General features: G+C 48.9%; 22 protein-coding genes. 16 read left to right on the plus strand and 6 right to left on the minus strand.

All coding sequences use genetic code 11. The annotated features are described in order from the left end of the window. The first annotated feature begins 202 nt into the window (after nt 1-202). The 3 genes from cspE (at nt 203) to H511_RS0102610 (ending at nt 2,575) form a co-directional block, all read left to right on the plus strand. Nucleotides 203-415, plus strand: a complete 213-nt coding sequence (gene cspE / locus H511_RS0102595) for a transcription antiterminator/RNA stability regulator CspE (RefSeq protein ID WP_027250907.1) — start codon at nt 203-205, stop codon at nt 413-415. A gap of 912 nt (nt 416-1,327) precedes the next feature. Then, nucleotides 1,328-1,789: a carboxymuconolactone decarboxylase family protein gene (locus tag H511_RS0102605; protein ID WP_027250909.1), complete on the plus strand. Its 462-nt coding sequence runs from the start codon at nt 1,328-1,330 to the stop codon at nt 1,787-1,789. Between the two features lie 15 nt (nt 1,790-1,804). Then, on the plus strand, nt 1,805-2,575 hold the full coding sequence (locus H511_RS0102610) for a helix-turn-helix domain-containing protein (protein WP_027250910.1): 771 nt from the start codon (nt 1,805-1,807) through the stop codon (nt 2,573-2,575). Between the two features lie 111 nt (nt 2,576-2,686). Here H511_RS0102610 and H511_RS0102615 read toward each other — a convergent pair whose 3' ends face one another. From H511_RS0102615 to H511_RS0102625, 3 genes are all read right to left on the minus strand, one after another. Next, complete coding sequence (locus tag H511_RS0102615) at nt 2,687-3,601, minus strand: pirin family protein (protein ID WP_027250911.1); 915 nt, start codon at nt 3,599-3,601, stop codon at nt 2,687-2,689. A 299-nt stretch (nt 3,602-3,900) separates the two neighbouring features. After that, entirely contained in the window at nt 3,901-6,330 is a 2,430-nt protein-coding gene (locus H511_RS0102620; RefSeq protein WP_027250912.1) for a M9 family metallopeptidase, read from the minus strand. Between the two features lie 276 nt (nt 6,331-6,606). Next, complete coding sequence (locus tag H511_RS0102625) at nt 6,607-6,924, minus strand: hypothetical protein (protein ID WP_027250913.1); 318 nt, start codon at nt 6,922-6,924, stop codon at nt 6,607-6,609. A 153-nt stretch (nt 6,925-7,077) separates the two neighbouring features. Here H511_RS0102625 and H511_RS0102630 point away from each other — a divergent pair, with 153 nt between their 5' ends. The 11 genes from H511_RS0102630 (at nt 7,078) to H511_RS22340 (ending at nt 20,155) form a co-directional block, all read left to right on the plus strand. Beyond that, nucleotides 7,078-7,593 carry a GNAT family N-acetyltransferase gene (locus H511_RS0102630; RefSeq protein ID WP_248616562.1) on the plus strand — a complete coding sequence of 172 codons (516 nt, stop codon included), beginning with the start codon at nt 7,078-7,080 and terminating at the stop codon, nt 7,591-7,593. A 420-nt stretch (nt 7,594-8,013) separates the two neighbouring features. Then, nucleotides 8,014-9,930, plus strand: a complete 1,917-nt coding sequence (locus H511_RS22320; RefSeq protein WP_081669157.1) for a 3-dehydroquinate synthase — start codon at nt 8,014-8,016, stop codon at nt 9,928-9,930. Next, nucleotides 9,930-10,865 (plus strand): UbiA family prenyltransferase, encoded by a 936-nt coding sequence (locus H511_RS0102640; RefSeq protein WP_036758556.1) that lies wholly within the window; start codon nt 9,930-9,932, stop codon nt 10,863-10,865. Before H511_RS22320 ends, H511_RS0102640 begins: the two co-directional genes overlap by 1 nt. A 16-nt stretch (nt 10,866-10,881) precedes the next feature. Next, nucleotides 10,882-11,826 (plus strand): EboA domain-containing protein, encoded by a 945-nt coding sequence (locus tag H511_RS24000; RefSeq protein ID WP_051287741.1) that lies wholly within the window; start codon nt 10,882-10,884, stop codon nt 11,824-11,826. After that, on the plus strand, nt 11,813-12,697 hold the full coding sequence (locus H511_RS0102650) for a TatD family hydrolase (RefSeq protein ID WP_081669158.1): 885 nt from the start codon (nt 11,813-11,815) through the stop codon (nt 12,695-12,697). The genes H511_RS24000 and H511_RS0102650 overlap by 14 nt, the downstream gene beginning before the upstream one ends. A gap of 40 nt (nt 12,698-12,737) precedes the next feature. Next, nucleotides 12,738-13,940, plus strand: coding sequence for a metabolite traffic protein EboE (gene eboE, locus H511_RS0102655; protein WP_036758558.1), 1,203 nt, complete (start codon nt 12,738-12,740; stop codon nt 13,938-13,940). Then, the gene (locus tag H511_RS22330; protein ID WP_051287743.1) at nt 13,933-15,318 is read left to right on the plus strand and encodes an alkaline phosphatase family protein; all 1,386 of its coding nucleotides are present in this window, start codon (nt 13,933-13,935) and stop codon (nt 15,316-15,318) included. The genes eboE and H511_RS22330 overlap by 8 nt, the downstream gene beginning before the upstream one ends. A 9-nt stretch (nt 15,319-15,327) precedes the next feature. After that, entirely contained in the window at nt 15,328-17,256 is a 1,929-nt protein-coding gene (locus H511_RS0102665) for a hypothetical protein (RefSeq protein ID WP_155804782.1), read from the plus strand. 14 nt (nt 17,257-17,270) lie between these two features. Beyond that, nucleotides 17,271-18,317 carry a ferritin-like domain-containing protein gene (locus H511_RS22335; RefSeq protein WP_051287745.1) on the plus strand — a complete coding sequence of 349 codons (1,047 nt, stop codon included), beginning with the start codon at nt 17,271-17,273 and terminating at the stop codon, nt 18,315-18,317. A gap of 9 nt (nt 18,318-18,326) precedes the next feature. Next, complete coding sequence (locus H511_RS0102675) at nt 18,327-19,118, plus strand: VOC family protein (protein ID WP_027250919.1); 792 nt, start codon at nt 18,327-18,329, stop codon at nt 19,116-19,118. Continuing rightward, nucleotides 19,115-20,155 (plus strand): hypothetical protein, encoded by a 1,041-nt coding sequence (locus H511_RS22340; RefSeq protein ID WP_051287746.1) that lies wholly within the window; start codon nt 19,115-19,117, stop codon nt 20,153-20,155. The genes H511_RS0102675 and H511_RS22340 overlap by 4 nt, the downstream gene beginning before the upstream one ends. Nucleotides 20,156-20,265: 110 nt before the next feature. Here H511_RS22340 and H511_RS0102685 read toward each other — a convergent pair whose 3' ends face one another. The 3 genes from H511_RS0102685 to H511_RS22345 all read right to left on the minus strand — a co-directional run bounded on the left by H511_RS0102685 (nt 20,266) and on the right by H511_RS22345 (nt 23,543). Beyond that, nucleotides 20,266-21,054 carry a hypothetical protein gene (locus H511_RS0102685; protein WP_211225173.1) on the minus strand — a complete coding sequence of 263 codons (789 nt, stop codon included), beginning with the start codon at nt 21,052-21,054 and terminating at the stop codon, nt 20,266-20,268. 344 nt (nt 21,055-21,398) lie between these two features. Then, complete coding sequence (locus tag H511_RS0102690) at nt 21,399-21,794, minus strand: PEGA domain-containing protein (RefSeq protein ID WP_027250921.1); 396 nt, start codon at nt 21,792-21,794, stop codon at nt 21,399-21,401. A gap of 441 nt (nt 21,795-22,235) precedes the next feature. Next, complete coding sequence (locus tag H511_RS22345; RefSeq protein ID WP_211225174.1) at nt 22,236-23,543, minus strand: mechanosensitive ion channel family protein; 1,308 nt, start codon at nt 23,541-23,543, stop codon at nt 22,236-22,238. A 374-nt stretch (nt 23,544-23,917) separates the two neighbouring features. Between H511_RS22345 and H511_RS0102705 the strand changes: the two genes are divergently transcribed. Continuing rightward, nucleotides 23,918-24,631, plus strand: coding sequence for a DNA-methyltransferase (locus H511_RS0102705; RefSeq protein WP_081669169.1), 714 nt, complete (start codon nt 23,918-23,920; stop codon nt 24,629-24,631). Between the two features lie 53 nt (nt 24,632-24,684). After that, on the plus strand, nt 24,685-25,071 hold the full coding sequence (locus H511_RS0102710) for a hypothetical protein (protein WP_027250924.1): 387 nt from the start codon (nt 24,685-24,687) through the stop codon (nt 25,069-25,071). Nucleotide 25,072: the final 1 nt, after the last annotated feature.

The following is a 25,072-nucleotide window of genomic DNA, read 5'->3' on the forward strand; positions in this document are numbered from 1 at the left end:
GTCGCGTATGATTCATCTTGCTCTGTCGCTCAGATTAATTAATGCAACTTCAAGTCAAAGTAAAACCTCAGAATTTCTTCGTAACTGTCGTTATCCTCAGTGTTTCCCTTAGCTTCATTGTGACATTCAATAATTTAGGCTCTCAGCGCATCGCATGAATGCGGTAAATATTTTGAATTCATCTATATAAAAGGGACAAATTATGTCTAACAAATCAACTGGTCTGGTTAAGTGGTTTAACGAAGAGAAAGGTTTCGGTTTTATTACTCAAGACAACGGTGGTGCTGACGTATTCGTTCACTTCCGTGCAATCGCTTCAGAAGGCTTCAAAACTCTGGCTGAAGGTCAGAAAGTGTCTTTTGACGTAGAGCAGGGCGCTAAAGGCCCTCAAGCTGCTAACGTAGTAGCGCTGTAATTTTTTCATTGGCGTAAAAGGTATTTTGCCTTTTACGCCAATGTATCTACAACGAAAATTATGCCTCTCCTGCCTTAAAAGCACGTCAGCTGTAAGCTTCCAAACGCCTTCGTAACACATCATCAAACACCAGCATTTGCTTTGTCATCTAACTGCAAATAAATTCCATTAGCATATTTATCATAAGCAAGTTTCAGATTGCGTTTTATACGTAATAGCTTTGCTTATTTGAAAGAAAAAATAAGGAGATATTATGTCTCGTTCAATCGGTCGTCATCGATTTTGGTTTCATCAAAGTCGCACTAGTAATACACCCGTTAATAAGAGGGTAGACATTAAGTGATAGTTAATTTTACGCTTTATAAAGAAGAAAAATCCTGGAGCTCACGTATTCATCAGTTAAATGATGATGTCCTGCTCAGACATGTACACGTTCAGGGTAATATTGCCCGCAGAGATATAGATTTTTCCTACTGTGAAAGGTCACATTCGGGAAATATTCTGAACAGTGAAAATCAAGTGATTGGTCATTTCAGCGTTTTTTCCTCATAACTCCCCCAATCATTCATTCCATGGCTACCGCCGCCAGGCCATGCAGTGAACGATGATTGAGTCATTTCCCTCTGGTTTTACCTGTGCTCTCATCTGTTTTTGCAGCCTACACCCTATAAATAATGAGAACTCATGTGTGTTGGTCACCAAAATGTTTGTTCACAACAGCATAGTCACACTGCATTCATCGTATTTTCCGTATTAATCAGCGTGACTGCTGTTTGTTGCTCGTTATCAACAGGTCGCTTCGTTTTCATCGTGTGGTGATGAGATAACTCGAAAGTGGCCTTGTGTCGGAAATATTCAATAAATCATACCTCCCGGTGAGTATCTTCATGTTTCACACAGAGGAGATATCACATGACGAAACGCGTAAACTACTTCAGTATTGCCCCGCAAGCGATAGAGATTCTGGTACAGCAGGAAAACTATTTCCATCAGCAGTTCAGTGAATCTCAAACTATGTCGATGATCATTTGGGAACTGGTGAAACTGCGTGTATCCCAGATAAACCAATGTGCTTTCTGTATCGATATGCACAGCAAGGATGCTCTGAAACTGGGCGAGCAACCGGAACGAATCTGGGGGCTGAACGCCTGGCGCGACATGCCGTTTTACACCGAGCAGGAAAAAGTCGCTTTGGAATTTGCAGAACATCTCAGTGCGTGCAAACCTGTGGACGATCTAATGTATCAGCAGGTGCTGGACACCTTTGGCGAACAGGCTATGGTTGATCTTACGTTAGCCATCAATGCAATTAACAGCTGGAATCGAGTGGTAAAAACCTTTAAACCCAAAGTAGGGAGTTTTACAGCAGCATAGGGTAGTGACTGTTAAATGGATTTCAGGATCTTTAAACCACAAGGTGTGTTGAAAGACCATGTTCAGGGAATATGGTCGCTTTCTGTGTCACCTGATCGGGTTGGTGAAGAGAAAAAACTGCTGTTCAGTGATGCCGGAAGCGGCATCATGTTTAATCTGGCTGGCGAGGTCTGCTTCGGCAATCATCGTCACTCGGAAGGTGTGATGATCATGCCTAACAGCAAAGAAGCCCTGTATGTGACTCTGCCTCCCGGCACAGTTCTGGCCGGGATTCGGTTCCATCCGGGTATGGGCTACAGTGTGCTGGGTAAGCGTTTTGATCATCCGGTTTCCATTGCCGATGAACCGGAACATTTACGTTTTCTTGAATCATTGCAAGAGCAGCTTCGTTATTGCTGCCATCATCAGGCACGTATAGTAACAATGTATCGCTGGATGATACGCAATCTGGATGCAGACGATGCTGCCCGCTATGCGATTACCGAGATAGTGAAAGCCGTACAGCCTCACGGCCGGTCTCATTCCATGCCGGTAAGTGCCCGACAGATAGAAAGGCATTTCCAGAAATGGATGGGCATGACACCGAAATACTATCAGCGAATTCTTCGGGTTAAACAGTCGCTGGAGCTGATACAACTCTCGCCTGACATCCCGTTGGCGGATCTGGCCGCTGAGCAAGGGTTTGCCGATCAGGCACATATGACCCGAGAGTTCAGCCACATCGCTAAAATTACTCCTAAGCAATACAGCTTGCTGGTGAAGAAGAAGCAGGTGCAGGGCAGATAGCCCTTCTGTCAACCAGCGTCAGTGTACAGGGTTTAACATAAACAATTAAAACAGACACTTACGTTACAGCTGCAAGCGCCTGTTAACTGAGTACCTTTGTTACCATTGCTTTCAGTCCGGTAAAGGAATGAATTCCGTCTCGTCTCCGGGTACCAGTGGGAAGTCTTGATTCCGCCAGTCGGTTTTGGCTTGTTCAATGCGCGCTTTACGGCTGGACACAAAGTTCCATTCAATATAACGCGTGCCTACATTCTCACCGCCGATAATGGCGATGCGGGATGGTTCCGTTGCTTCAATGGTTATCCCTTCCTGTTGCGACACTATGGCCATAGAGTGTTCCGGTAAATCGCTGTCTTTCGCTGTGAGATGGCCTTTTGCAATGTAAATGGCGCGTTCATCGGCCATCGGCAGGGTGAAGCGCTGCCCCGGCTGGAGATCCGCTTCTACGTACAGCGTTTCTGCGAATGTCTGAACAGGCGATGTCACGCCAAAAGCGGTTCCCATCAATACTTTGACAGGTACGCCGTCAATATTAAGAGATGGAATAGTGTCATCCGGGTAATGATAAAAAGCCGGTTCACATTCTTCATCGGCCAGAGGCAGCGCTAACCAGAGCTGCAGGCCATGCAGAATATGATCAACGGCAGTGACTTCATAACGCTCACGTTCAGAATGTACAATCCCTTTGCCTGCGACCATCAGATTGATGTCGCCGGGTTTGATTGGCTGCAGGCTTCCCAACGAGTCACGATGCAGAATTTCGCCCTCAAATAAATAGGTGACGGTCGCTATGCCGATATGCGGATGGGGGCGCACGTTAATACCTTCGCCTGCCGGAAAATTCGCCGGACCCATATGGTCGAAAAAAATCCACGGACCAACCATTTTCTGTTGTGCTGTCGGCAGCAGCCGGCGAACGGAAAAACCGCCTAAGTCTTTGTCTTTTGCCGTCAGAATGCGTTCGATCGCCCCGCAGCTGTCTTTACAGTCGCAAGGCTGTTCAACCTCTTTAAACGTATTGCTCATTGATCTCTCCTGCTCGTCGTTTTGGTTTAAGTATGGAGTAGTGTCAGCTATTCGTGAACAATCATGTCCGTGAATAAGCATGGTCGTCACCAAACATGGTCGTAAACAAACATAGAAAAAGCCTGTGCAGGAAAAAGAAATTACCGGTTAAGGATGATGCATGAAAGGTGTTTGCGTCTGAGAGAGCTATCAACGGGTAAAGAACAAAAAAACAGCGCAGTGTCGGTACTACGCTGTTTGAGTGACGCTTATGTTGTAAAACGCGTTCTGATTTCGACGATCAGATCCCGCTTGTCAGGTCAGAGAGTAGCTGCGTACACCTCAACATTGGCGGTGTCTCCTTCATGAGTCAGCAGCAAATGCACATAGCCGGCTTTTTCTGCTGTGATTTCTATGAACGCCTGATTGCCGGGATCGGTCGAAGCCGTTTCATACTTTTCGGCTGTCGGCCAGTGAGCGCTGGCGGCATAGAGGCTGACATTACCTTTCTGATCTTGCTTGGTGGGTGTCACCCAGATCCTCAGGTTTTTCCCTGCTTCAGGAACATAAAATGCCAGATAACGTTGTGCTGACACGCTCAGGATCTGAGGTTTATCGGCTTCCAATACGACAGGTGTCAGATCATCCGCGGGCTGTGAACCGGTATGCTCACCAGGCTCACCAGATTCGACGTTGTCCGCTGTGGCTTTCAGTGTGATCTGATTGAAAGCTTCACGCCCGGTAATGCTCAGATAATAACGGCCAGGCTTGATCTTGCCATTGGCGTCGGGGGTAATAGTCAGGGTTTCATTACTGCCGGCCGTAGAGGCTGTGAAATCATAGTCGTAGTAATGGGCGGTGCGATCATAGCTCGCGTATAGATCCGCATCGCCATCACCTGTGATCGCAAAGGCAAGGTTACGGGTGTTGGCGGGCACATCAATATAGAAAAGTTGCTCGCTGTAAGCAGCGCCGGAAAGCGTGACAGCGCTGTTTAATGCCAGTGATCTCGCCTCATCCGGGTTTGGCTGTGGTTCTCCCGGCTGCTCCCCGTCCGTTGTCACTGTCAGTAACCAGTTATTGAACTCGCCCGCATAGCGGGTGCCCAGCGTTTTTGCGGTTTCAGTCCATTGCGTGTAATCACCCTGACGAGCGTAAGAAAGCAAAGTGCCGACCTCATTCGGATGGTTTTCCATCAGGAAACGTACGGCCAGATAACCCCAGCGATAGATGCGGTCCAGATCGTGCTCGTAGGTGGTGCTCAGTATGTCAGACAAGGAATAAGTTTGCTTGCGAGCCAGTTCAACGGCAGCGTCATACCCTTGCTTGTAATGCATGTACTCGGCAAAACCTTCCAGCCACCACACTGTGTGTCCCGGGCTTAACACATCGTTGAAATCACCGTAGAGATTGAAGCGGCCATCGAGATAATGCACATATTCATGTTCGAGATTGAGAATACTGTAACCTTCAGCATATTCGTTGCGGTAGGCCACAAAACGGGCCTGATTGTCAGGGTTGACCGGATTGCCTTCCAGGTATTGCCCGCCATTATTGGTGGTATTGCCAAACAGGAAGTTAGAGTAGCTGACATAATCGGCATTGGTGTTGAAAACGATCACCTCAACACTGTCGTTATAATCACCGGTCACCGGCTGATAGCCGCTGTTTACGACCTGATGGAAATCGGCTTCTTTATCAGCAAGGATATTGCAGGCCTCTGCAGCCTGTTCCTGCGTCATTGCCTGAGCCCGTATAATCGCCGGTCCGTCACAGTGATGGCGCAGCGGCATCACTCTGGCTTCAAGCTGATTCTTGGCATCTTTCAGCCCGAGTGCTTCTGCCTTCTCGGGGGCAAAGTAATTGATCATTTCTGCAATACCTACCCACATTTTGTCACTCTTGCCGCCCAGCGGATAACGCTGAAGCAGTGACTCCAGAATGGCGAGCACCTGAGTTCGGGTCGATTCGTGAGGTGTTACCAGCAGTCGGCCCATTTCACGTGCGGCATTGGTCACAATGAAATCCGCCTCAGTGCCCAACGCCCATTCGCTATTCAGAATAAACCGGTGCAGCTGTTCCAGGTACTCAGGGTGCTGTGCCAGATCATCGTAGAAACTGTCCACGCTGATATGGCCGCTCATGGCACGGAACAGGTTGTTGAGTGCGTCAACAAATTGTAGATCCTGTGCTTTTTCAGCCGTGAAATGATTCAGCAGCTGCAATTGGTTGGCCATGGTCAGAGGCAACTGACGGATGTTGTCTACCATGGTTGTCATGCTTTTCAACGCCGCGACCTGTTCTCTGCCACCTTGGCTGGCGTAGGACGAGGTGAGAAAAGTATTAATGGTATGTGCCAGGGAGATATCTAATGCATCTGAAAAATCGCCGTACTGTCCTTTATGTGGATAACGCACGTAATACGCGGCACGGATAAATTCACCGAGGTTTTCGATGACACTGGCTTGCTGGGCTTCTCCCTGATAATTGCTGACATGCAGCATTAACTGCTGTTGTATCTGACGGATGTTGTTCTCGCTGAACAGCGTGTTCAATGTATCAGAAGGCGCAGAGAACCAGGCCATTCTGCATTCGAGATCAGCCTGTTCAATCGTCCTGATCGGCGAAGACGAAGATGACAAGGCATCGATCTCGCAGGCCGGAGCGGCTGAGGCTGTGTTTGCGTATAACGTTGTTGAGATGAGCAGCGCCAGCGCTGAACGCTGATATCCAGAATGAAGGTATTTCATATGGCCAACCATTTGATTTATATCTATTAAGGTAAGCCGCCTGTTATACCATCAGGAAATAATTGCGCATCAGGTTGAATATTAAACTAAGAGATCGGTCCACAAATAAACGAAAAAGGAAACAGCCTGACATTGTTGTCAGGCAAGTACAAAAAAGCAGGGCAGAGATTAACTCTCACCAGCAGAAAGGGTGAAGTGGCTGGGCGCAGGTGCAGGTATAGCAAAAGGCGCGAATAAACGCGCCAGTGCCAGTGGAAAGTAGTGGTAGTTGCTGAATTATCGGCTTGATGGAATCAGACGTTGAACCGCAAATGTCTCGCCACCTTGTTCAGAAATATTGATGGTGAGCGTGTGGGCCGCTTCTCTGTGGCTGTAAACAAACACACGCCCGTCTTTTTTGGTTTTGTAATGGGATTTCTGGTTTGGCACAGAGACATCAACATTGGCCTGCGGTACGCCCTCTTTTTCTACGAACACCCACGCCCCGCCTTTTAAAGGCGTAACTTGTACAGTGAGTGACTCTTTTAAATCGGCGAATGCTGAACCGGAAAATGCGATGGCGGCTGTGAACAGTGCTGCAAGAAAGGTTTTCATAGTGTGACTCCGACAATTGATTCAGATGAAGAAGGATGTTTTAAAGCATGTAGCTATACTAAGTGTGATTTTGGTCACGTTACAGTGTGTTTTTTCTTCCATCTTGTTCGGTTTTTTCGAATGAGTGGTGTGTATGATCTGGATTGATTTTAAGTGTTTGATACTATGCTACTTATTATCAAAATGAAGATGAAGCAGGATGAAGTAAGCATGGACATTTACCCGATTCGACTAAGAAAAGCGACATGGGCAGATATGGACTTTTTGTTGGAATTGCGTGATCAGACTATGCGACAGCATTTGCAAAAGGCAGGTGCACCGACAGACAAAGATGCCTATAAAAACCGAATTCTTTATCATTTTGATGACGCGCAAATTGTGGAAATAGCCGATAAGCGTGTTGGCTTGTTTAAAGCATTTTATCAGGCAGATTTGAACCAGTGGTATCTGGCTCAGATTCAAATCCTTCCCGAGTATCAGAGTCATAAAATAGGCTGGGCACTTATCACTGAGCTGATAACTAAAGCGACGGACAATAATGAGTCTGTAGCCTTAAGCGTATTAAAAGACAGCCCAGCCCGGCGTTTATATGAACGTCTTGGCTTCCAGTGTGTGAGCGAATCTGAACTTGAATTCAATATGCTTTTTCACTCAGTTGACAGGGAGTAACTATGGTGGTGATACGGATGATAGGTTACCTGAGATCTGCGGATGAGTGAAAATCCAAGTCTTTATATCCAGTGTCGTCTTAATTTATTGATTTTAAATTGTTATTTTATTCTTTGTCCATTCACTTAAATGTAACTGACTTTATTGTTTTTTACATGTCTTTTCCTGGCTATCTCGCAATATAAACTTTTGGTTGAGTGCAAGCCGTGTTCTTTCATTAGCCCTTATTCTGGCAGGGCTATATTCAACTCAAACAACAATTATTCCATTTTTTTGGAAACTATGTGGTGTGATTCTTGACGCGACGTTGAGTGACCAGGGTGCAGTTTCACTTACTGTTAACAAGGACAAGTCAGTAAGCGAGTGCGAAGTATCCGGTCAGTGAGTCACCCATTTTCAGTTGGGCAAGGTTGGGACATTATGGATACATTTCAACGAACAGGCACTGGCTTGCTGCTTTACTGTGCAGGAGTAATGGCCTTGATCATCGTCAGCTTTTTGTTATTCGAACAGGATGCTATGCGATGGGTGTCATCAGCCATCTCTGAGTTGTCCGGTTATCACGGTTCCGGGCTTTTTCTGCTCTTTCTTTTTGTTGTCACCTTACTGACCTTTGACATTATCCTGCCAGTTCCTTCGAGCGTCGTGGCCATGTTTGCTGTGGCCGTTTTAGGCCCGTTATCTGGCGGGCTTTCTGTCTGGCTGGGGCTGACACTGGCTTGCTGCGTCGGGTACTGGCTCGGCGACTGTTCTGAAAAATGGATTGGAACACGCTGGTTATCTGTTAAAGAACGTCAAAAGGCACGGCAATTGGCGGACAAAATGGGGGGCGGTGCGCTCATTATGATGCGGGGTGTGCCTGTACTTGCTGAAACATCAGTGATTGCGGCCGGTATGGTTCAGTACCCCTTCATCAAATTCCTGGTGCTAACGTCGCTGGCTAACAGTTGGTTGGCGGGGGCTTATGCGTATGTCAGCCTCTATGGTGACAAGCGTGATCCTTTTCTGCTGGTGGTAGCCGGCAGTGTGCTGATTCCGGTTATTGGCTGGCTGCTGCAGAGATTCTGGCAACGTGTGACTTTAACGACCGGCACATCGACATCAGACATTCAGCCGTCAGCAACAGAAATCCAGACAATCAAAGCCCGCTTCACGGTTCAGTATCAATACCCCATCTGTTTTACTCACGATGTATTTTCCCTCAGTAACTCTGATTTATTGACGCTCTTGCTCAGAGCCCGCCGGGAAGAGGCGGCTCAAGGCTGTGTTTTGATCGTTGATCAGGGCGTAGTGAATGAAAGTCCTGACTGGCTGGAACGGGCGCAGGCTTATTTTCAGCAACACCACCAATACATACACCTGAAAGGGCAACCATTGGTAGTGAGAGGCGGGGAGGCGATAAAACAGGCATCGCAAACAGACAAGCTTTATCAGTACCTGCTGAAACACCAGATTGACAGACACAATGTGGTTATTGCAGTGGGCGGCGGTGCTGTGCTCGACACTGTGGGTTATGTGTGCGCTACGTTTCACCGCGGCATTAAATTACTGCGGATGCCAAGTACAGTACTGGCCCAGAATGACGCGGGTGTCGGGGTAAAAAATGGTGTGAACGGTTATGGTGCAAAGAACCTTATCGGTACATTTTGTCCGCCATTCGCGGTTCTTAACGACTTTTCGCTGCTCAATACCTTGTCATATCGTGATCGTCGTGCTGGTCTGGCGGAAGCGGTGAAAGTAGCCGCCATTCGCAGTGCTGAATTTTTCGACTGGCTGGAAAACAACGCGCATTCGCTGAATACCTTTGACGATCAGGCCACCCAATTTGCCATCGCGCGGTGTGCCGAGCTGCACATTAACCAGATTACGCTTGCCGGTGATCCCTTTGAAACAGGAAACGCCCGCCCGCTGGATTATGGTCACTGGGCCGCACATAAACTGGAAGCCATGAGCCACTATGAGTGTCGTCACGGCGAAGCCGTTGCGATAGGCATGGCACTGGATGCGTATTATGCGACAGAGATCGGTCTGTTGAGTCCAAGTGATCAGCAAAGGCTGATTCAGCTGCTGACAGCACTCGGTTTTTCCTTGTGGCATCCGGCACTGGATCAGTGTGATAAACAGGGGCAGCCTGTGGTGTTTCAGGGCCTGGAAGATTTCCGGCAGCATCTCGGCGGCCAGTTATGTGTCACGCTTTTGTCGTCTGTCGGGGTAGGTATCGAAGTGCACGACATTGATGCAGACCGGTTGTTCATTGCGTTGCTGGCCCTGAAACGTGATCATCAGGCTGACGTCGCTGCGCAAAGTGAATCCCTCAGCTGGTCGGAGGTGGGTTAATGCGGCTGCATACCTGGCTGACACTCGGTCGCGCATCCAATCTGCCCAGCGTCTGGAGCAATGTGTTTGCTGCAGCGTTGATCGCGCAGGCCAGTCTGGGCAATGAGGCTCTGAGTACCGGAGCAATGGACAACGAAGAATGGATACCGGGCAGTGTGAGCCTGCAGATCATACTCTGGACCGGTTGCCTGTTATCACTCTCACTGATGTATCTGGCCGGTATGTTTCTCAATGATGCCTTTGATGCCAATTGGGACAGGCATAATAACAATGCCAGGCCAATTACTCAGGGCAAGGTATCTGCGACTGCAGTCTGGCTCAATGGTTTGGCTATGCTGGCGCTGGGAATTGGCCTGGCAGGCAGTGTGTATCAGCGGGCTGTTCCCGAACAGGCGACATATGGCTGGGTTGCTGTTGGTTTACTGGCGGCATTAATACTGCTGTATAACCGGGTACACAAGCAATTCAGGCACAGTGCGGTGCTGATGGGCGGATGCCGTTTAGGCGTCTATCTGGTTGCCGCATTAATGCTGGCAGATATCACCCCAGAACTATTTCTCGCGGCACTGGCGCTGTGTCTCTATATCAGTGGAATCACCTATGTCGCCCGTGAAGAGCACACCAACAAAGTGTCTCAGATCGGGTCAGTCGGCTTGCTTTTCCTGCCTGTTATTCTGGTCAGTTTTCTTGGTTATACCTTCCCCTATTTCTGGCTCTATGCCTGCTGTTTGAGTCTGTATTTGCTTTATACCATGCAGCGATGCCTGTTCACTCCGCACAAAAATGTACGGGGCTTTATCGGCGGGCTGCTTGCTGCTGTACCGCTGCTGGATGGCTTAATGCTTGCCAGTATGAATTTGATTCTGCCGAGCCTGTTGTGCGTGGCGGTGTTTTTTATCATGCCTGGTTTACAGAAGTGGATACAGGCAACCTGACGTGTGAGACCAAGTCATGCATTCACGACGTTTCGATACGCCGCTCAGCCCTTTTTCACCCGACGCACTGCAAAGTGAGCTGGCGGTAGCCCTGACTCCTGAAGCCCGAACCTGGCTGCAGGTCGCCAGAGATAAGATTCTCGGCACCAAATCTGTGGAGGACGCGGTATCCGCTTTACTGCTCACCAGTGCCATGGCGCGGCGAAAATTGGGAGAGCAGGCGCTGCCTTATCAGCCGGAAGGAACAGATTGGCAGGTGGATCAGGCCGGGCGTCTGCTTCTGTTACTGACCTTGAGAACCATAGTGCCTGCAGCAAACTGGAGCGACGTGCTGTTCTCTGCCTATCGCCAGTTTGACGAAAACGAGAAGATTGTCGTTGTCAGGGCGCTGGACTGGCTGTCCAGTCATCACGAACTGAACCGGATTGCGCACGAAACAGCCCGTACTAATGATGTGAATCTGTTTGCGGCACTGGCGCTGAACAACGCCTACCCGGTGAAGTATTTCAACGAGCGGGCGTTTCATCAGTTAGTGCTCAAGGCGCTGTTTCTTGATTTGAATATTGAATCAGTCAGAGGGTTGCCACTGCGTCAGTCGGTTGAACTGACACAACTTTGTGCTGATCTGGTGCAGGAGCGATTACTGGCTGAACGTGCAGTCCCCGAGTCTGTCTGGCTGGGGATGCGCTTTCGGTATTTGTCCGACAGTGGCAAAGAGACCTATCTGGCTTATGTTTTTTCCGAATCTGATGCTCATCAGTATTACACCTTACTGGCACTGGCTAATAATGGTGCACTGGATTGCCCGGATTCACTCTGGCAAAGGCTTTCAGCAAGGCATTCACCGTCGCTTACCAGCGAGGTGAAACAACTGATTGATCACCTTCTGACCGCGTCTCGCTTTGACCATTCTCAATCGCTTTCTTCACTCACCGGGTACTTCAATCATGACATATTTTGATCCGCATATTCACATGGTGTCACGCACAACGGACGATTATCAGCGTATGTACGCCGCCGGTATTGTCGGCGTTATTGAGCCGGCTTTCTGGCAGGGGCAGCCACGGACTTCTGTGGGTAGTTTCATTGATTATTTTGACACTTTGTTAGGCTGGGAAAGGTTCAGGGCCAGCCAGTTTGGTATCCATCATTACTGCACTATGGGACTGAATCCCAAAGAAGCTAACGATCTGGGACTGGCGAACGAGGTCATGGCTGTGCTGCCACGCTTTCTGGCAAAAGACGGTGTGGTTGCCGTTGGCGAGATCGGCTACGACGATATTACACCTGAAGAAGAGCTGTTCATGGCGGAACAAATGCAGCTCGCGATGGAGTTTGAACTGCCGGTACTGGTCCACACCCCGCACAGAGACAAAATTGGCGGAACGAAACGTACTATTGCCTTGATCCGCGAAGTGGGCATTCCTGAACACATGGTCATTATCGATCACCTGAATGAACAGACGCTGCCTCTGGTAATGGAAACCGACTGCTGGCGCGGCCACTCTATCTATCCCAATACCAAGATGTCTGAACAACGCATGGTCGCGCTGCTGAAAGAGTACGGACTGGAAAAAATGGTAGTGAACAGTGCCGCAGACTGGGGATGCAGTGATCCGCTCAAAGTGCCGAAAACAGGCGCAGCGATGCGGCAGGCGGGGTACAGCGATGCCGAGATCACCAAAGTGCTGTTTGATAACCCGATAGATTTCTTTGCTCAAAGCGGACGTATCAGCAAAGAAGACGTCAGCGTTCCCATCAGCGTTGATCAGACCAGATTGTGGGAATCCAACTCGGCGCTGCGCGGGCAAACACCCATAGTCGAAAGCTGACGGCAATCCCAGAAATCAAATCACAAGGAGTGGTGTACATATGTGGCGACGGAGTGAATTGTCTTACTGCAGCAATCTTCATCCGGGCGAGCAGCTGGCCGATGTTGAAGAGAATCTGGCGCGGTATTTTTCCCGTGTGATGGCCAGGCGCACTTTGTCAGAGATGGCAAGCGGCCTGTGGCTCAGCGCCGTCGCTGCCAGTTCGTTACAGTCGCCTGAATCGTTAAAAGTGTTCAGAGAAACCCTTCAGCGTCATGGTGTTGTACTGACCAGCCTGAACGGATTTCCCTATGGAAACTTTCATCAGACCAAGGTGAAAGAAGCCGTCTATCTGCCTGACTGGAGTGAACCGGAGCGCCTCAAATATACCTGTCAGCTGGGTGTGGTTCTGGCAAGCTGCCTGCCTGAATCTGTTGCGCAGGGCACGATTTCAACTTTGCCATTAGGCTACCGGCACCAATGGAGTGAGGAAAAACAGCAAAGAAGTATCGAACAGTTGTTACGGCTCAATGCCGAGCTGGCTGTGCTGAAAGAGCTGGAGGGCAAGCACATAGTGGTGTGTCTGGAAATGGAGCCTGACTGCGTGCTGGAAACCACATCGCAGCTGATCGCGTTTTTCTCGGCGCTGACAGCCGCCAATGGCGAATATCCGGCGCATCTGGGTGTGTGTTTTGATGTGTGTCATCAGGGCGTGATGTATGAAGATAGCTATGATGCCTTACGCCGGATTACTGAAGCCGGCATCACCATCGGAAAAATTCAGATTTCCAATGCGTTTGAAGTGGATATGCAAAGTTTGCAGGATCCTGTGTCAGATGTGCACGACCTGCTGGCTGAATTCGCCGAAGCACGTTATCTGCATCAGGTAAAAGCCCGTTGTCCGGACGGAAAACTTATCGCAGTGCCGGATTTGTCTGAGGCTTTGGCGTCAATGTATATGGCGCGAACCGGACTTAACGATACAACAAGCTGGCGGGTGCATTTTCATATACCGCTCAGCTTTTCATCATGCATACACCCGGCTATCAAGCCCTTGCACGGTACACTCAATGGTGTTTTTCAGTTCCTTGCTGACTATCAGGACCTCGTGAAGCCCTGTCTGGAAGTCGAAACCTACACCTGGGATGTGTTGCCTGCTGCGTTGCAGCCTCAGGATGATAATGCCCTGATTGATGGTGTTGCCGGTGAGTTGCACTGGCTGGAGCAGCAACTGGCCGACAGAGGGTTGCTACATCATGACTAAGCCCTTAATCGTGATCAATATTGTCGGGCTCACACCTGCTTTGCTCGGTGAGCACACGCCTCAGCTGAATGCGCTGGTCAATGACGGCATCATGTTACCCATGCAAGGGGTGTTTCCTGCGGTGACGGCAACGGCGCAGGCTACCATGCTGACAGGCTTGTCGCCTGGTGAGCACGGCATAGTGGGTAATGGCTGGTATTTTCGCGAACTGGCAGAAGTAAAATTCTGGCTGCAACCCAATCAACTGGTTCAGGGCGAGAAAATCTGGCACAAGATCAAACGGAACAATCCCGGGCTGAAATGCTCACAACTGTTTTGGTGGTACAACATGTATGCGGATGTCGACCATGCGATCACGCCACGTCCGCATTACCCTGCCGATGGCCGGAAAATCCTGGGCCTGTATTCAGAACCGGCGCAGCTTCATCAGGAGATCGAAGCCAGGGTCGGTACGTTTCCTTTTTTCAATTTCTGGGGGCCGACGGCCGATATCCGATCCAGCCGCTGGATAGTGGATTGCGCCATGCTCGAATTCACACTGAACCGCCCGCATCTCCAATTGGTGTATTTGCCGCATCTCGACTACAACCTGCAGCGTTTAGGGCCGGAGTCACCGGAGATTGCCAAAGATCTGGCGATGATCGATCACGAAGCCGGACGTTTGCTCGACTTTGCCCGGGAGCAGGGCGCCGATGTGATGGTGGTCTCTGAATACGGTATTACCCAGGTCACTCAGTCGGTGTCTGTCAACCGCCTGTTACGCGAAGCCGGTTTGCTGCGTGTCAGGGAATCTCTGGGCTGGGAACTGCTCGATTGTGGCAGCAGTCGTGCTTTTGCCGTTGCGGATCATCAGGTTGCGCATGTGTATATCAACGATCCGGCTGACCTTTCTGCGGTGAAATCTCTGCTGCAGGCACAACCCGGCATAGAGCGGGTGCTTGACGGCCAGGATCAGCAAGCGTTTGGCATTGCGCATTCCCGGTCGGGGGAGCTGGTGCTGATCGCCGAACCGGGCTGCTGGTTTAATTATTACTACTGGCTGGATGACAGCAAAGCCCCTGACTTTGCCCGAACCGTGGATATTCACCGTAAACCCGGCTACGACCCGGCAGAACTGTTTGTCGACCCTACGATTCGTTTCGTCAAACTGAAAATCGCCGCCCGATTGCTACAGAAAAAACTCGGGCAGCGCATGCTTATGGATGTCATTCCTCTGGATCCTTCTCTGGTGAAAGGCAGTCACGGGCGTCTGGCCGAGCGGCCGGAAGATGGACCGATATTCATTACCAATAACAAGCAGATGTTAGACCGGTTGAATAAGCCGGATTGTCTACCCATGCAGCAAGTCTGCGGTCTGTTGCAACAGCACTTTCAATAGCGAGGCAATATGAGCTACTTAAATAACTTGCGGATGGTGTTTTCCGGCCGGTTTCAGTCGGACGTATCGACCGTCAATAACGATGTGCGTCATTTCGATGTCGACAAGTTCATACCTGAGTATCAGGAATACGGCAAGGGCGCGGTCAATGGCTGGTGGAATCCCTGTGGTTCCGGTGCGTTTCGTTTGATCGACTGCAGAGTGACGCAGGTCGGCTATCAGGACGGCACAACCACCAGTGATCCGGCGAAAGATCCTGTTATCGGCATGCTGCTGGGCGGTTCTAATGATCTGGTCAGTGCCAAAATGGTGGACTTGGATCCGCAGATGCAGATGGTCTCTGAAATCTGGGGGCTGACCATGCGGCTGACGGACGGCAAGACGCCTGATTTTGTGGCAGGGCGTTTTTTACCTGCGCCATTCCGTGACATTTTGTTCGGCAGGCAGCAGGGAGGCGGTGCCGGCGATCAGGCCGCCACGGCGATTTATCAATCGGTACTGGAGGATCTGAGCTGGGTTGATAGCAGCCATTCCCCCTTTCTTCAGCAACTGAAGGCAATGGCAGAGCAGGTTGGAAAATTGTCTGTCCGCATGATGCTGTACAGCTACAACATGGATCACAAGAATCCGGACTTTACGATTGGTCGCGTCAGCGGGGTGATTGGCCCGGCATTAGATTATGAGCCGGATACTTTTGTGCTCGGACGTCGTTTTGCGCCAGCCAACGGCGAGAGCACTGCACAGAAAATTAACTTCTTTAATGCCCAGGTAGATGCCACCAACCGCAACCTGTGCGTTGACTTCAGTAATGCGTTGCCGCTGTCAGGTAATGACGGTGCCTTTGTTAATCTAGGAAATATGCAACTGGTGGTGTTGGAGCCGCCCTTTGAGAACATCAAAGAAGGGGACACACAGCTGATTTCTGGCAATCAGTTTACCCCGATTGGTGGTGTTATACCTTATCTGACAAAGGACTGGCTCAATGCTGAAGGTGCTCTGTTTAATGTGACTGATATTGACCCAGCCCTGCTTCAGAAAATACAGTGCCAGCCGCTGGCCTTGCTGAGCACGGATAACAACGGTGTGCTGATCCGGGAAACGGCGCAAGGGCTACTGGTGCGGGCCGATCAGGTTGTCCATCGCTTAAATCCGGCTGTGCCTGTGTCGGTCGATCTCTATGCGTCCCGTTATGGTATTCCTGCTGCCGGAGAAAAGATTGCCGTGACGCTGCAGCCACCGGCAAAAGGCATGGGCGGCGGTGGCCCGCAACCGGCAGATGTGCCTATTCCTGTCATTAACATCCCGGCGTCAGCCATTTCTCTCGGCCAGACAGTGGCCACCGACTCACACGGCAGGGCGCATTACGGTTACAGTGTTTCTGCGCCGGGTAATCCCAGAGAGTATATTGACGGCCAGGTGTATTTACTCAGTTACACACCGGTCAGTGATCCGGGTTATATCCAGCAGATGTTTGATTTTATTGCCAATCTGGTCTTTGACAAATTTACCGTGCCCGATAAACCCACCTGGGATGACATCAAGCCTATTATGAGCCAGTACAACAACCTGTACCCGATCATGGGCCGCATGCTGGTTAATCTCAGCAGTTACGACTCCATGGTGAGATTTCGCAATCTGCTGGAGCTGGCTTTCTCACGCGAGCAGAGCGATCCGAATTACATGCCTGTCACCCGTGATCTTTCCGAGCCTAAGCGACAAATGGTGCTCAAGTGGCTGTGCGAGCAGGATGCCAACGGTAATTACCTGCTGCGACGAGGACAGAACGACGCGCCTTTACCCATAGAACCTTGTGCCTCTTGTGAAATCAGCTCGCCACTGGCAAAAGCCAGCCTGGAAGCGGAATCATCACAAGATATCAAAGGTTCAAAAGAACTGGCTGCAGAGCAGTATCGTCGCAACCTCACTCAACAAGATTAAGGGCGGGTACGAACATGTTGAAACTCAAAAGACAAATCATTGATAAAATTCATGATATTTCCGAAGTGAGCGAATTGCATAAGTATCTGCAAAGTGCAATCGAGCTTGAACATGCAACTGTGCCTGTGTATCTGACCGGGATGTTTTCGCTGAAACAGGCGCAGAATGTTGAAGCCGGCAACATAGTCCGCAGTGTTGTGATTGAAGAGATGTTACACATGAGCATCGCCTGTAATGTACTCAATGCAATTGGTGGTGCGCCGCAAATCAACAAGCCCGATTTTGTCCCGACCTTTCCTGGCCCGTTGCCAATGGGGGTAGGTGAAGACAGAGGGCTGATTGCCACCCTGGCACCTTTGACGAAAGAACAGGTGAAAACCGTGTTCATGGCGATTGAAGAGCCGGAAAACCCCATAGATATACCCGTTACCAGTATGCTTAAGGCGGACGCCAATTACGCGACGATTGGTGAGTTTTATCAGGCGATCATCGACAAAATAGTGCAATTGGGAGACAGCATTTTTACGGGCGACCCCAGCCGCCAGCTGGCCAATACCAAGTGGTTCCCAGCGAATGAATTATGGGCTGTGACGGATGTGGAAACCGCTTGCAGCGCACTTAAACTGATTGTTGAGCAGGGTGAGGGCAGCAGTAAATCCCCGACGGATGAAGAAGGCGAACTGGCACATTATTACCGCTTTGCCGAAATTTATTATGGTAAGCGCCTGGTTAAAGATGCCGGTTCACCGGTCGGCTGGTCATTTAGCGGCGAACCCGTGCCGCTGAATCCGGAGGATGTGTATAACCTGCGGCATAATGCCAAGGCGCAGGATTACCCTGAGGGCAGTACGGCCCGGCGCTACGCGGATCAAACCAATTACACCTACTCTTCTTTGCTTAACTCATTGCATCACACCTTCAACGGCGAGCCGCAGCAGCTGGATCATGCCATGGGGCTGATGTATGAACTGCGATTAAGCGTACAGAAAATGGTCACGATTGACTTAGGTAATGGTGAGTTTGCCGCACCGCCATTTCAGTATGTCGCAACCAATGTATGAGGCTGGTGTATGACGAATCCGTTTGTTTTCCACGAGATTGTCACGCCAGCACCCTTTGACCTCAGCCATTTTTATGGCGAGGTCTTTGGCTGGCAGTTTCAGCGAATTGATGATCAGGGAACGCTGTACGCAATCCGTTCTCCAACACCGGGCTGTGCGCCGGTTGGTCTGCTGACAAAAACCTCGGACGAGCCGGGGTTTTCCCAGAACACACTGTTTTATATTCAGGTTGAGGATATCGATGCATTCTTGCCAAAAGCGGTATCGTTTGGCGCTCAGATCGTGATGCCCGCAACGGCTTCTTCTCTCGGTGAATGGCAGTACCGCCTGGCTGTGCTGTGTGATCCGCAGGGAAACCACTTCGGTGTAATGGAGCCTGTGACTCGAGCCGGGCAAGTGGTTCCGCTACCCGGAACGCCCTTTGATTTCAATGAAATAGTGACAGCGCATCCTACGGAGCTGGTCGCGCGCTTTTATCAGCCCTTGTTTGACTGGACGATTGAGCAGACGGGCTCTTCGGAAGCGCCATTTTATACTATCAGTACCGGCCGGAACGCGACACTGAGCGGCGGCATTGCGAAAGTCAGTGAGCAGCCCGGATTTAATTCCTACGCCGGTTTTTATATCCGGGTGGACGATATAGCCCTCAGTTTAGAGAAAATTGGCCTGATGGGCGGTGAAGTGATCATGCCGGAAGTTACTGTGCCATTAGGGGATGAAAGGGTATCGATTGCCATGTTTACCGACCCGCAGCGAAACCAACTGGGATTAATTCGTCGGATTCAGGGAGCGAAGCCATGAGTTCATTGTGTATCGAAAGAAGAGGTTTGCTGCCAGGTGGCCGGATTGTTCGCGCTTTTACTGTTGGCGTTTTGAGCCCTGGGGCTTTGGCTGCCATCGTCATGAGTAGCGCCGTTTATGCTGCCGACAATGATGATGCTCCGGATGTGTACTTCACTATGGGGGTGCATAATGATTTTGGTTGTCAGCCAGCGTCAAAATGCCTGCCACAGCGTCAGGCGGGCGATCCGAGTGATCCTCAGTACCCGGAATACTGGATCAGCGACTGGACCATGTTTCGGGTGTTTCAGAACTATGCAAACAACCCGCCGCCATATACCAATCCCCCTGCCACACTGAGCCCGCAGGATTATACGGTTTCATACGGTACGACCTATTACGACAGCACATACCGGCCAGCAGACGGCGATGGCGAAGGGGCGATGATGGAGCATTACCACAAATATTGCCTGCCGATTTTCCCGATAGAAAATAACGAGTATTCCTGCTCGTTTGTGTCTCTCGGAAACAAGGCGTATTTCCTGACCTATCCGGAAGACAGACCAGCCGATATGCCGGAATGTTGTCTGTTCTCGCCGCAAAATCATCCGCCGCGCCGGGATTTTATCAAGCACTTACCTTATAGCGCGAACCGAAGCGCACTATTGAATGGCTCAGTCCAGGCTTATGCGCTTACCCTGCAAGGGCCAGAACCTATCTTGTTTGGTTATGCGTTCAACAAAGCTCTGTCGCCTGACGCCGCGACCGGCGAATGGTACAGACATCCGCAGTCTTTTTACTTTTCGGGGGATTCGCAAACCGCAAAAGCACCCATTGTCAGCCAGAACTACACCAGTTTTCGTAAACAGCGGCCTCAGGCAGCAGATACCTGGGATAAAGTCGGCCAGATGTGTACGGCACAGCCTTTACCTAAGTGCCAGTTGTTTACATATCAGGAGCAACAGGACAACAAAGCATTACAGGCCGTGCCGGCAAAACGCGGCGCTGGTGTCTGGAGTGACTTGAAAGCGCCGCGCCTCAGACCCTCGGGTGATTGAAGAGCCAGGGAATGTAACGGAAAGGAATATAACGGAACAGGCACTTTTGCAGTGGCTGGGGCAGTAAGATTATCGGGACAGACAGGTTATATCGTCTGTCCCGATTCAGGTTACAGGTCTTTCTGATTCGCCGATGCCCAGCTTTGCTGAAATCCTGCCACCCAGAATCTGACCTCATGCTGAGTTTGCGGCAGTTGTATGGTGGCCCATTCGTTCATCGAAAAAATGTCAAAGACAGACTGTAGCCCTTCGCGTGAATTGGGCGTGGCAGTTAATGCATTGGATTTTGCATCACACCAAACGGTCATTTTCACATCTACGTCATTAACCGGAATCGTCGCTGTCGTTGTTGCTTCCATCTGACTGCAATCGCCTTCCCAGTCGAAATAGACCGCCAGGTTGCCTGATTTTGATCGGGTCAGGGACGAGAGAAAATTTCTCGCCGTTAATTTTTCAGATACCTGCTGAAATGTTTCATTCAGCTTTGCTTTTACCCTGAAGGCATCATCGGATGTAAGTGTCACGCCCTGAACTAATTCTTCCCGGGTACTCAGAATGCCTAAGCCATAGGTTAAGAAAAACAGGATATCACCATCTATTTCGTCATTGCTGAACTGCAACAAATAATCATTGGATGCTGTCTGAGAGAGATTTTCTGCAATCACGGCAAGGCTTTTTTTTCGCTGAGAGACATTCGAAAAACTTTGGATAGATAGCGGATAAAAAGAGGTAATGGCCTGATTTTCAGTGATACTTTCGGCACGAAAATTAAAGTAACTGACCATCTTGCCGTCCACTTCATCTATTTTCGTGTAACCAGCATGTGCGTTACCAGCCTCAGCATGTACGTTAAATACGATAAAAAACGAAAGTACGAGAAATAAAAATTTAACCATCATGACTCTCCAAAGATTCGACGGTTCAGGCTATCACAGGTGATTTGACTGGCAGTGCTTTGATCAGAATTTAGTGAAGCAGGCCGAATAATTCAACGCCGTTCTGGCATCCAGGTGAGAAATAAACGGTGGAAATAAACGGGACAGGCACTTTTGTGTAATGGCCAAGCGATGTTAGCGGGACAGACACTTTTGTGTCATGACCCGAGCAGAGCAGAGCCGTCAAAATGCTGACACTCTTGGGTCGGTATCTGTGGTGAAGGAGTGAATTCTGATGTTAAAAGAGCAATCCTGAACAGGATTGCTCTTTTCTTAGCGGGGGAATGATTTCAATAAGGGAATACCAATCAGATAGCGGCAGTCGCTGCTTCTGCCTGGCATTCTGCATCAACCAGGTAGTTGGTTTGATCAAATTCCTGCCATGAACCTGTCGCGGCGCCATCAATAACCAGAATAGAGACAAGGCCGTAGTCGATGAAAATACCCAGCAGTGTGGTGGCATCAAAAGATTTAGACACTGGGATCACTGACTCGCAACCGTTTTCTTCCACACGGATTGTGTATTCTTCTTTCTTTTTAAAAGAGGTCAGTACCTGGCCCTGGCCCAAATAGCGCTCATTGACATAAATTTTCGCATTTGGACTTTTACTGCGAATGCTGACTTCCTGGCTGGTGCCGCTAAACATGGCCGCACAGCCATTCAGCATGAACAGAGCAATAAATAAACAAAACAGCTTTTTCATTGTTTACCTTGGATTTGTGAGTGGTTAAAAGGGATACGACAGAAAGGGGCGTATCAAAAAGATAAATCACCAACAATTAATCTAAGTGGCTGGCGAAAATGTCGGACGGGATTGTACATGAAATACAGTAAACTAGAAGCGGTTTTGTGAATAAATCTATTAATATCAGTACTCTATATGGACTTTTTGCTATACGCATAGTGGAGCATTTTATTTCGATTTATTGCTTGGCTATTCAAAATAGCAGCTGTGAAAAGTAAAGCGGGATCTTTTTGAAAAAGGCTGGATTCTTTATATGCGCAGAACAAAAGAGGACAGGCAGAATAATAGTGGGCATGAATTAAAAATATGATGTGACTAATTATTCTTTTTAAAGCATCGCAATGACCAGACTCAGTCAGGACAGACAAATCCAGTCTGCCCTGACTAACTTGCACGTCTTTAATTCATCTTCATCGGTTCTGATACCTGCGCGGATCGCGTATCGGATGCCATATTCTGCGGTGCGGCCGAGCTTCTGGCATAGTGCCATTCGCGAAAATCACTGCCGGTTGGCGCTTGTGAAACGCGCAATCCGAACTCGGGCAGTACGGCATACAGGTGATCAAAAATATCCGATTGGATCTGCTCGTATTCCACCCAGACAGTGGTATTGGTAAAGCAGTAAATCTCCAGCGATATTCCTTCGTGTGAAGGCGGCAACTGGCGCACCATTAATGTCATGTGTTGATGAATATTAGGGTGCTGGCGAAGGTAGCGTTCCAGATACGCACGAAAGCTGCCAAGGTTCGTTAAGCGACGGCCATTGATGCGGCAGCCTAAATCCGACTGCTTTTGTTCGTTGTACTGAGTGATCTCTGCCACTTTATGCTTGATATAAGGCTCAAGCAGCTGGGCTTTTTCCAGATAGCGAATCTCGTTATCGGCCAGAAAGTGCACGCTGGTGGCGTCAATCAGCACACTGCGCTTAATACGGCGCCCGCCTGACTGCTGCATGCCTTTCCAGTTTTTAAACGAGTCAGAAATCAGCGCGTAGGTCGGAATCGTGGTAATGGTTTTATCCCAGTTCTGCACTTTTACTGTGGTCAGACTGATATCAATCACATCACCGTCGGCACCGTATTTCGGCATTTCCAGCCAGTCGCCCACACTGAGCATTTTATTGGCAGATAACTGGATGCCCGCCACCAGCCCCAGGATCGGATCTTTAAACACCAGCATGATTACCGCGGTCATCGCACCCAGACCACTGAGCAGTATGACCGGAGATTTGCCGATCAAAATCGAGGTGCTCAGCAGGGCCGCAACCACAAAAAAGATGATTTTTAGACTCTGCGAAAAGCCTCGCAACGGCATATTGCGGCCAGCCTGCGTCCGGCCTAACAGCACTTCAATAACACCCAGTACCGCGTAGAGTGTCAGCAAGCTGTACAGCACGATCCACAGCGACGTGAAGGTTTGCAAAATCTCATACACGGCACTGTCACCAGACAGCCATAACTGGGTTTGCACCGCAATCACGATGCCCTGAATCAGCAAGGCAAACCGGCTGAAGAGTTTTTTGCCAAACACAGCCTGATGCCAGAGCGTTTCGCTGTGCCCGGTGAACCGGTTCAGCCACAGAATCACACCGCGGTGCAGTATGAAATGAATCACGACAGAGATACCGGCGATCAACCCCAGCACCTCGCCGAGATCTATCAGTTGATCAACATTAATATTGTGAGAAGTAAACCATTCAGTAAGCATGAAAAATAGTGCTGCCATAAATCACAAACAGGCCGTCAATGTAGCATGGATAGCGGCTTTTCAACATGAGGGAAAATGTTAAATCTTGGGTGGGGGAGTGGGCCTTGAGTTGAAGCTGTTTGGGATAATGGGTGCAAGATGATTTATATAATTCGGCCAGTTGGCCGAAGATGGTTTGCTGTACAATCTTTACACTGTATGCATGCACAGTTATCATTGGTTAAGATAGCAAGTCGATGGGGATGACCAAAAAATAAATAATTTTGAACAAAGCAGTATTGTTAAAATTTCTGTAATCTCAAGCATAATCAAGGTCAATGGTGTAGTATTGCCAGCTTCGATTTGTGTTTTTCAATCTACAGTACCTATATTTTATGAGCGTGTATAAATTGTTTAATTCAACTGAGTCAAAAATACAGTACAGTCTATTTACTCAAGATGCAGTTGAATGGCTGAGAACGATCCATGATGGCTCTGTAGACCTTGTTGTTACAGATCCGCCCTACGAATCATTGGAAAAACATAGAGCAGTAGGTACAACAACACGATTGAAAAATAGTAAGTCTTCAAGCAATGATTGGTTTGAAATTTTTAGAAACGAAAGGTTTGAAGAATTATTTTCTGAAATTTACAGGGTTTTGGGGAAAAATTCTCATTTCTATTTGTTTTGTGATCAAGAGACTGCATTCATAGCAAAACCCATCGCTGAGTCAGTTGGCTTTAAATTTTGGAAACCAATAGTATGGGATAAGATGAAAATAGGAATGGGGTATCATTACCGTGCTAGGTATGAATTTATCCTGTTTTTTGAAAAGGGTAAACGTAAGCTAAATGATTTGAGTATTCCTGATGTGCTGCAAGTTCCGAGAGTTTATCGTGGCTACCCTACTGAAAAACCAGTTGAACTGATGGAGATTCTTGTAAAACAAAGCTCAAGTGAGACTGAGCTAGTAATTGACCCTTTTATGGGGTCTGGCCCTGTAGGGCTTGCTTCTCTACAAAATAATCGATGCTTTTGGGGAAATGACTTATCTTCTAATGCAATTGAAGTCACAGAACAAAGGCTTAATGCTTTGAAGTTCAAGTAGCTATGCACTATTATGCATCAATATGAATTGTAATGATGCAAGATGCTTAGCTTATGTCTGATTATCCAAGCTTTTATCCTGAAGATATACCTCCTGAAGATGCCGAACCTGCGGAAGGTTTGGCATTCCGTTTGGTCATGCAAAACCCACCAACAAAAAAGTGCTTTCAATCTTCTTATGAAGAGAATCCTAATCGTGCTGCTCGGACCCCACAAACACGAGAGATGCTTTATGGAACCTCATTGTTTCGGGATAAAGATGTTGCATTGACTAAAAGAAGGCTCTATAAGGCATTGCGGTCTAAGCTGTTATCAACAGGTGTTCTTGATGAAGAGCATGGTGTGATGAAGAAAACTGGTAAAGAAGAAGACAATCACATAACTGTGTGGTTTAAAGATGAGGCACAGCCTCAAGAACGATTTGAATGCATTGAAGAGTAAC

Origin of the sequence: Photobacterium halotolerans DSM 18316 (assembly GCF_000425165.1) — a bacterium.
Taxonomy (GTDB): Bacteria; Pseudomonadota; Gammaproteobacteria; order Enterobacterales; family Vibrionaceae; genus Photobacterium; species Photobacterium halotolerans.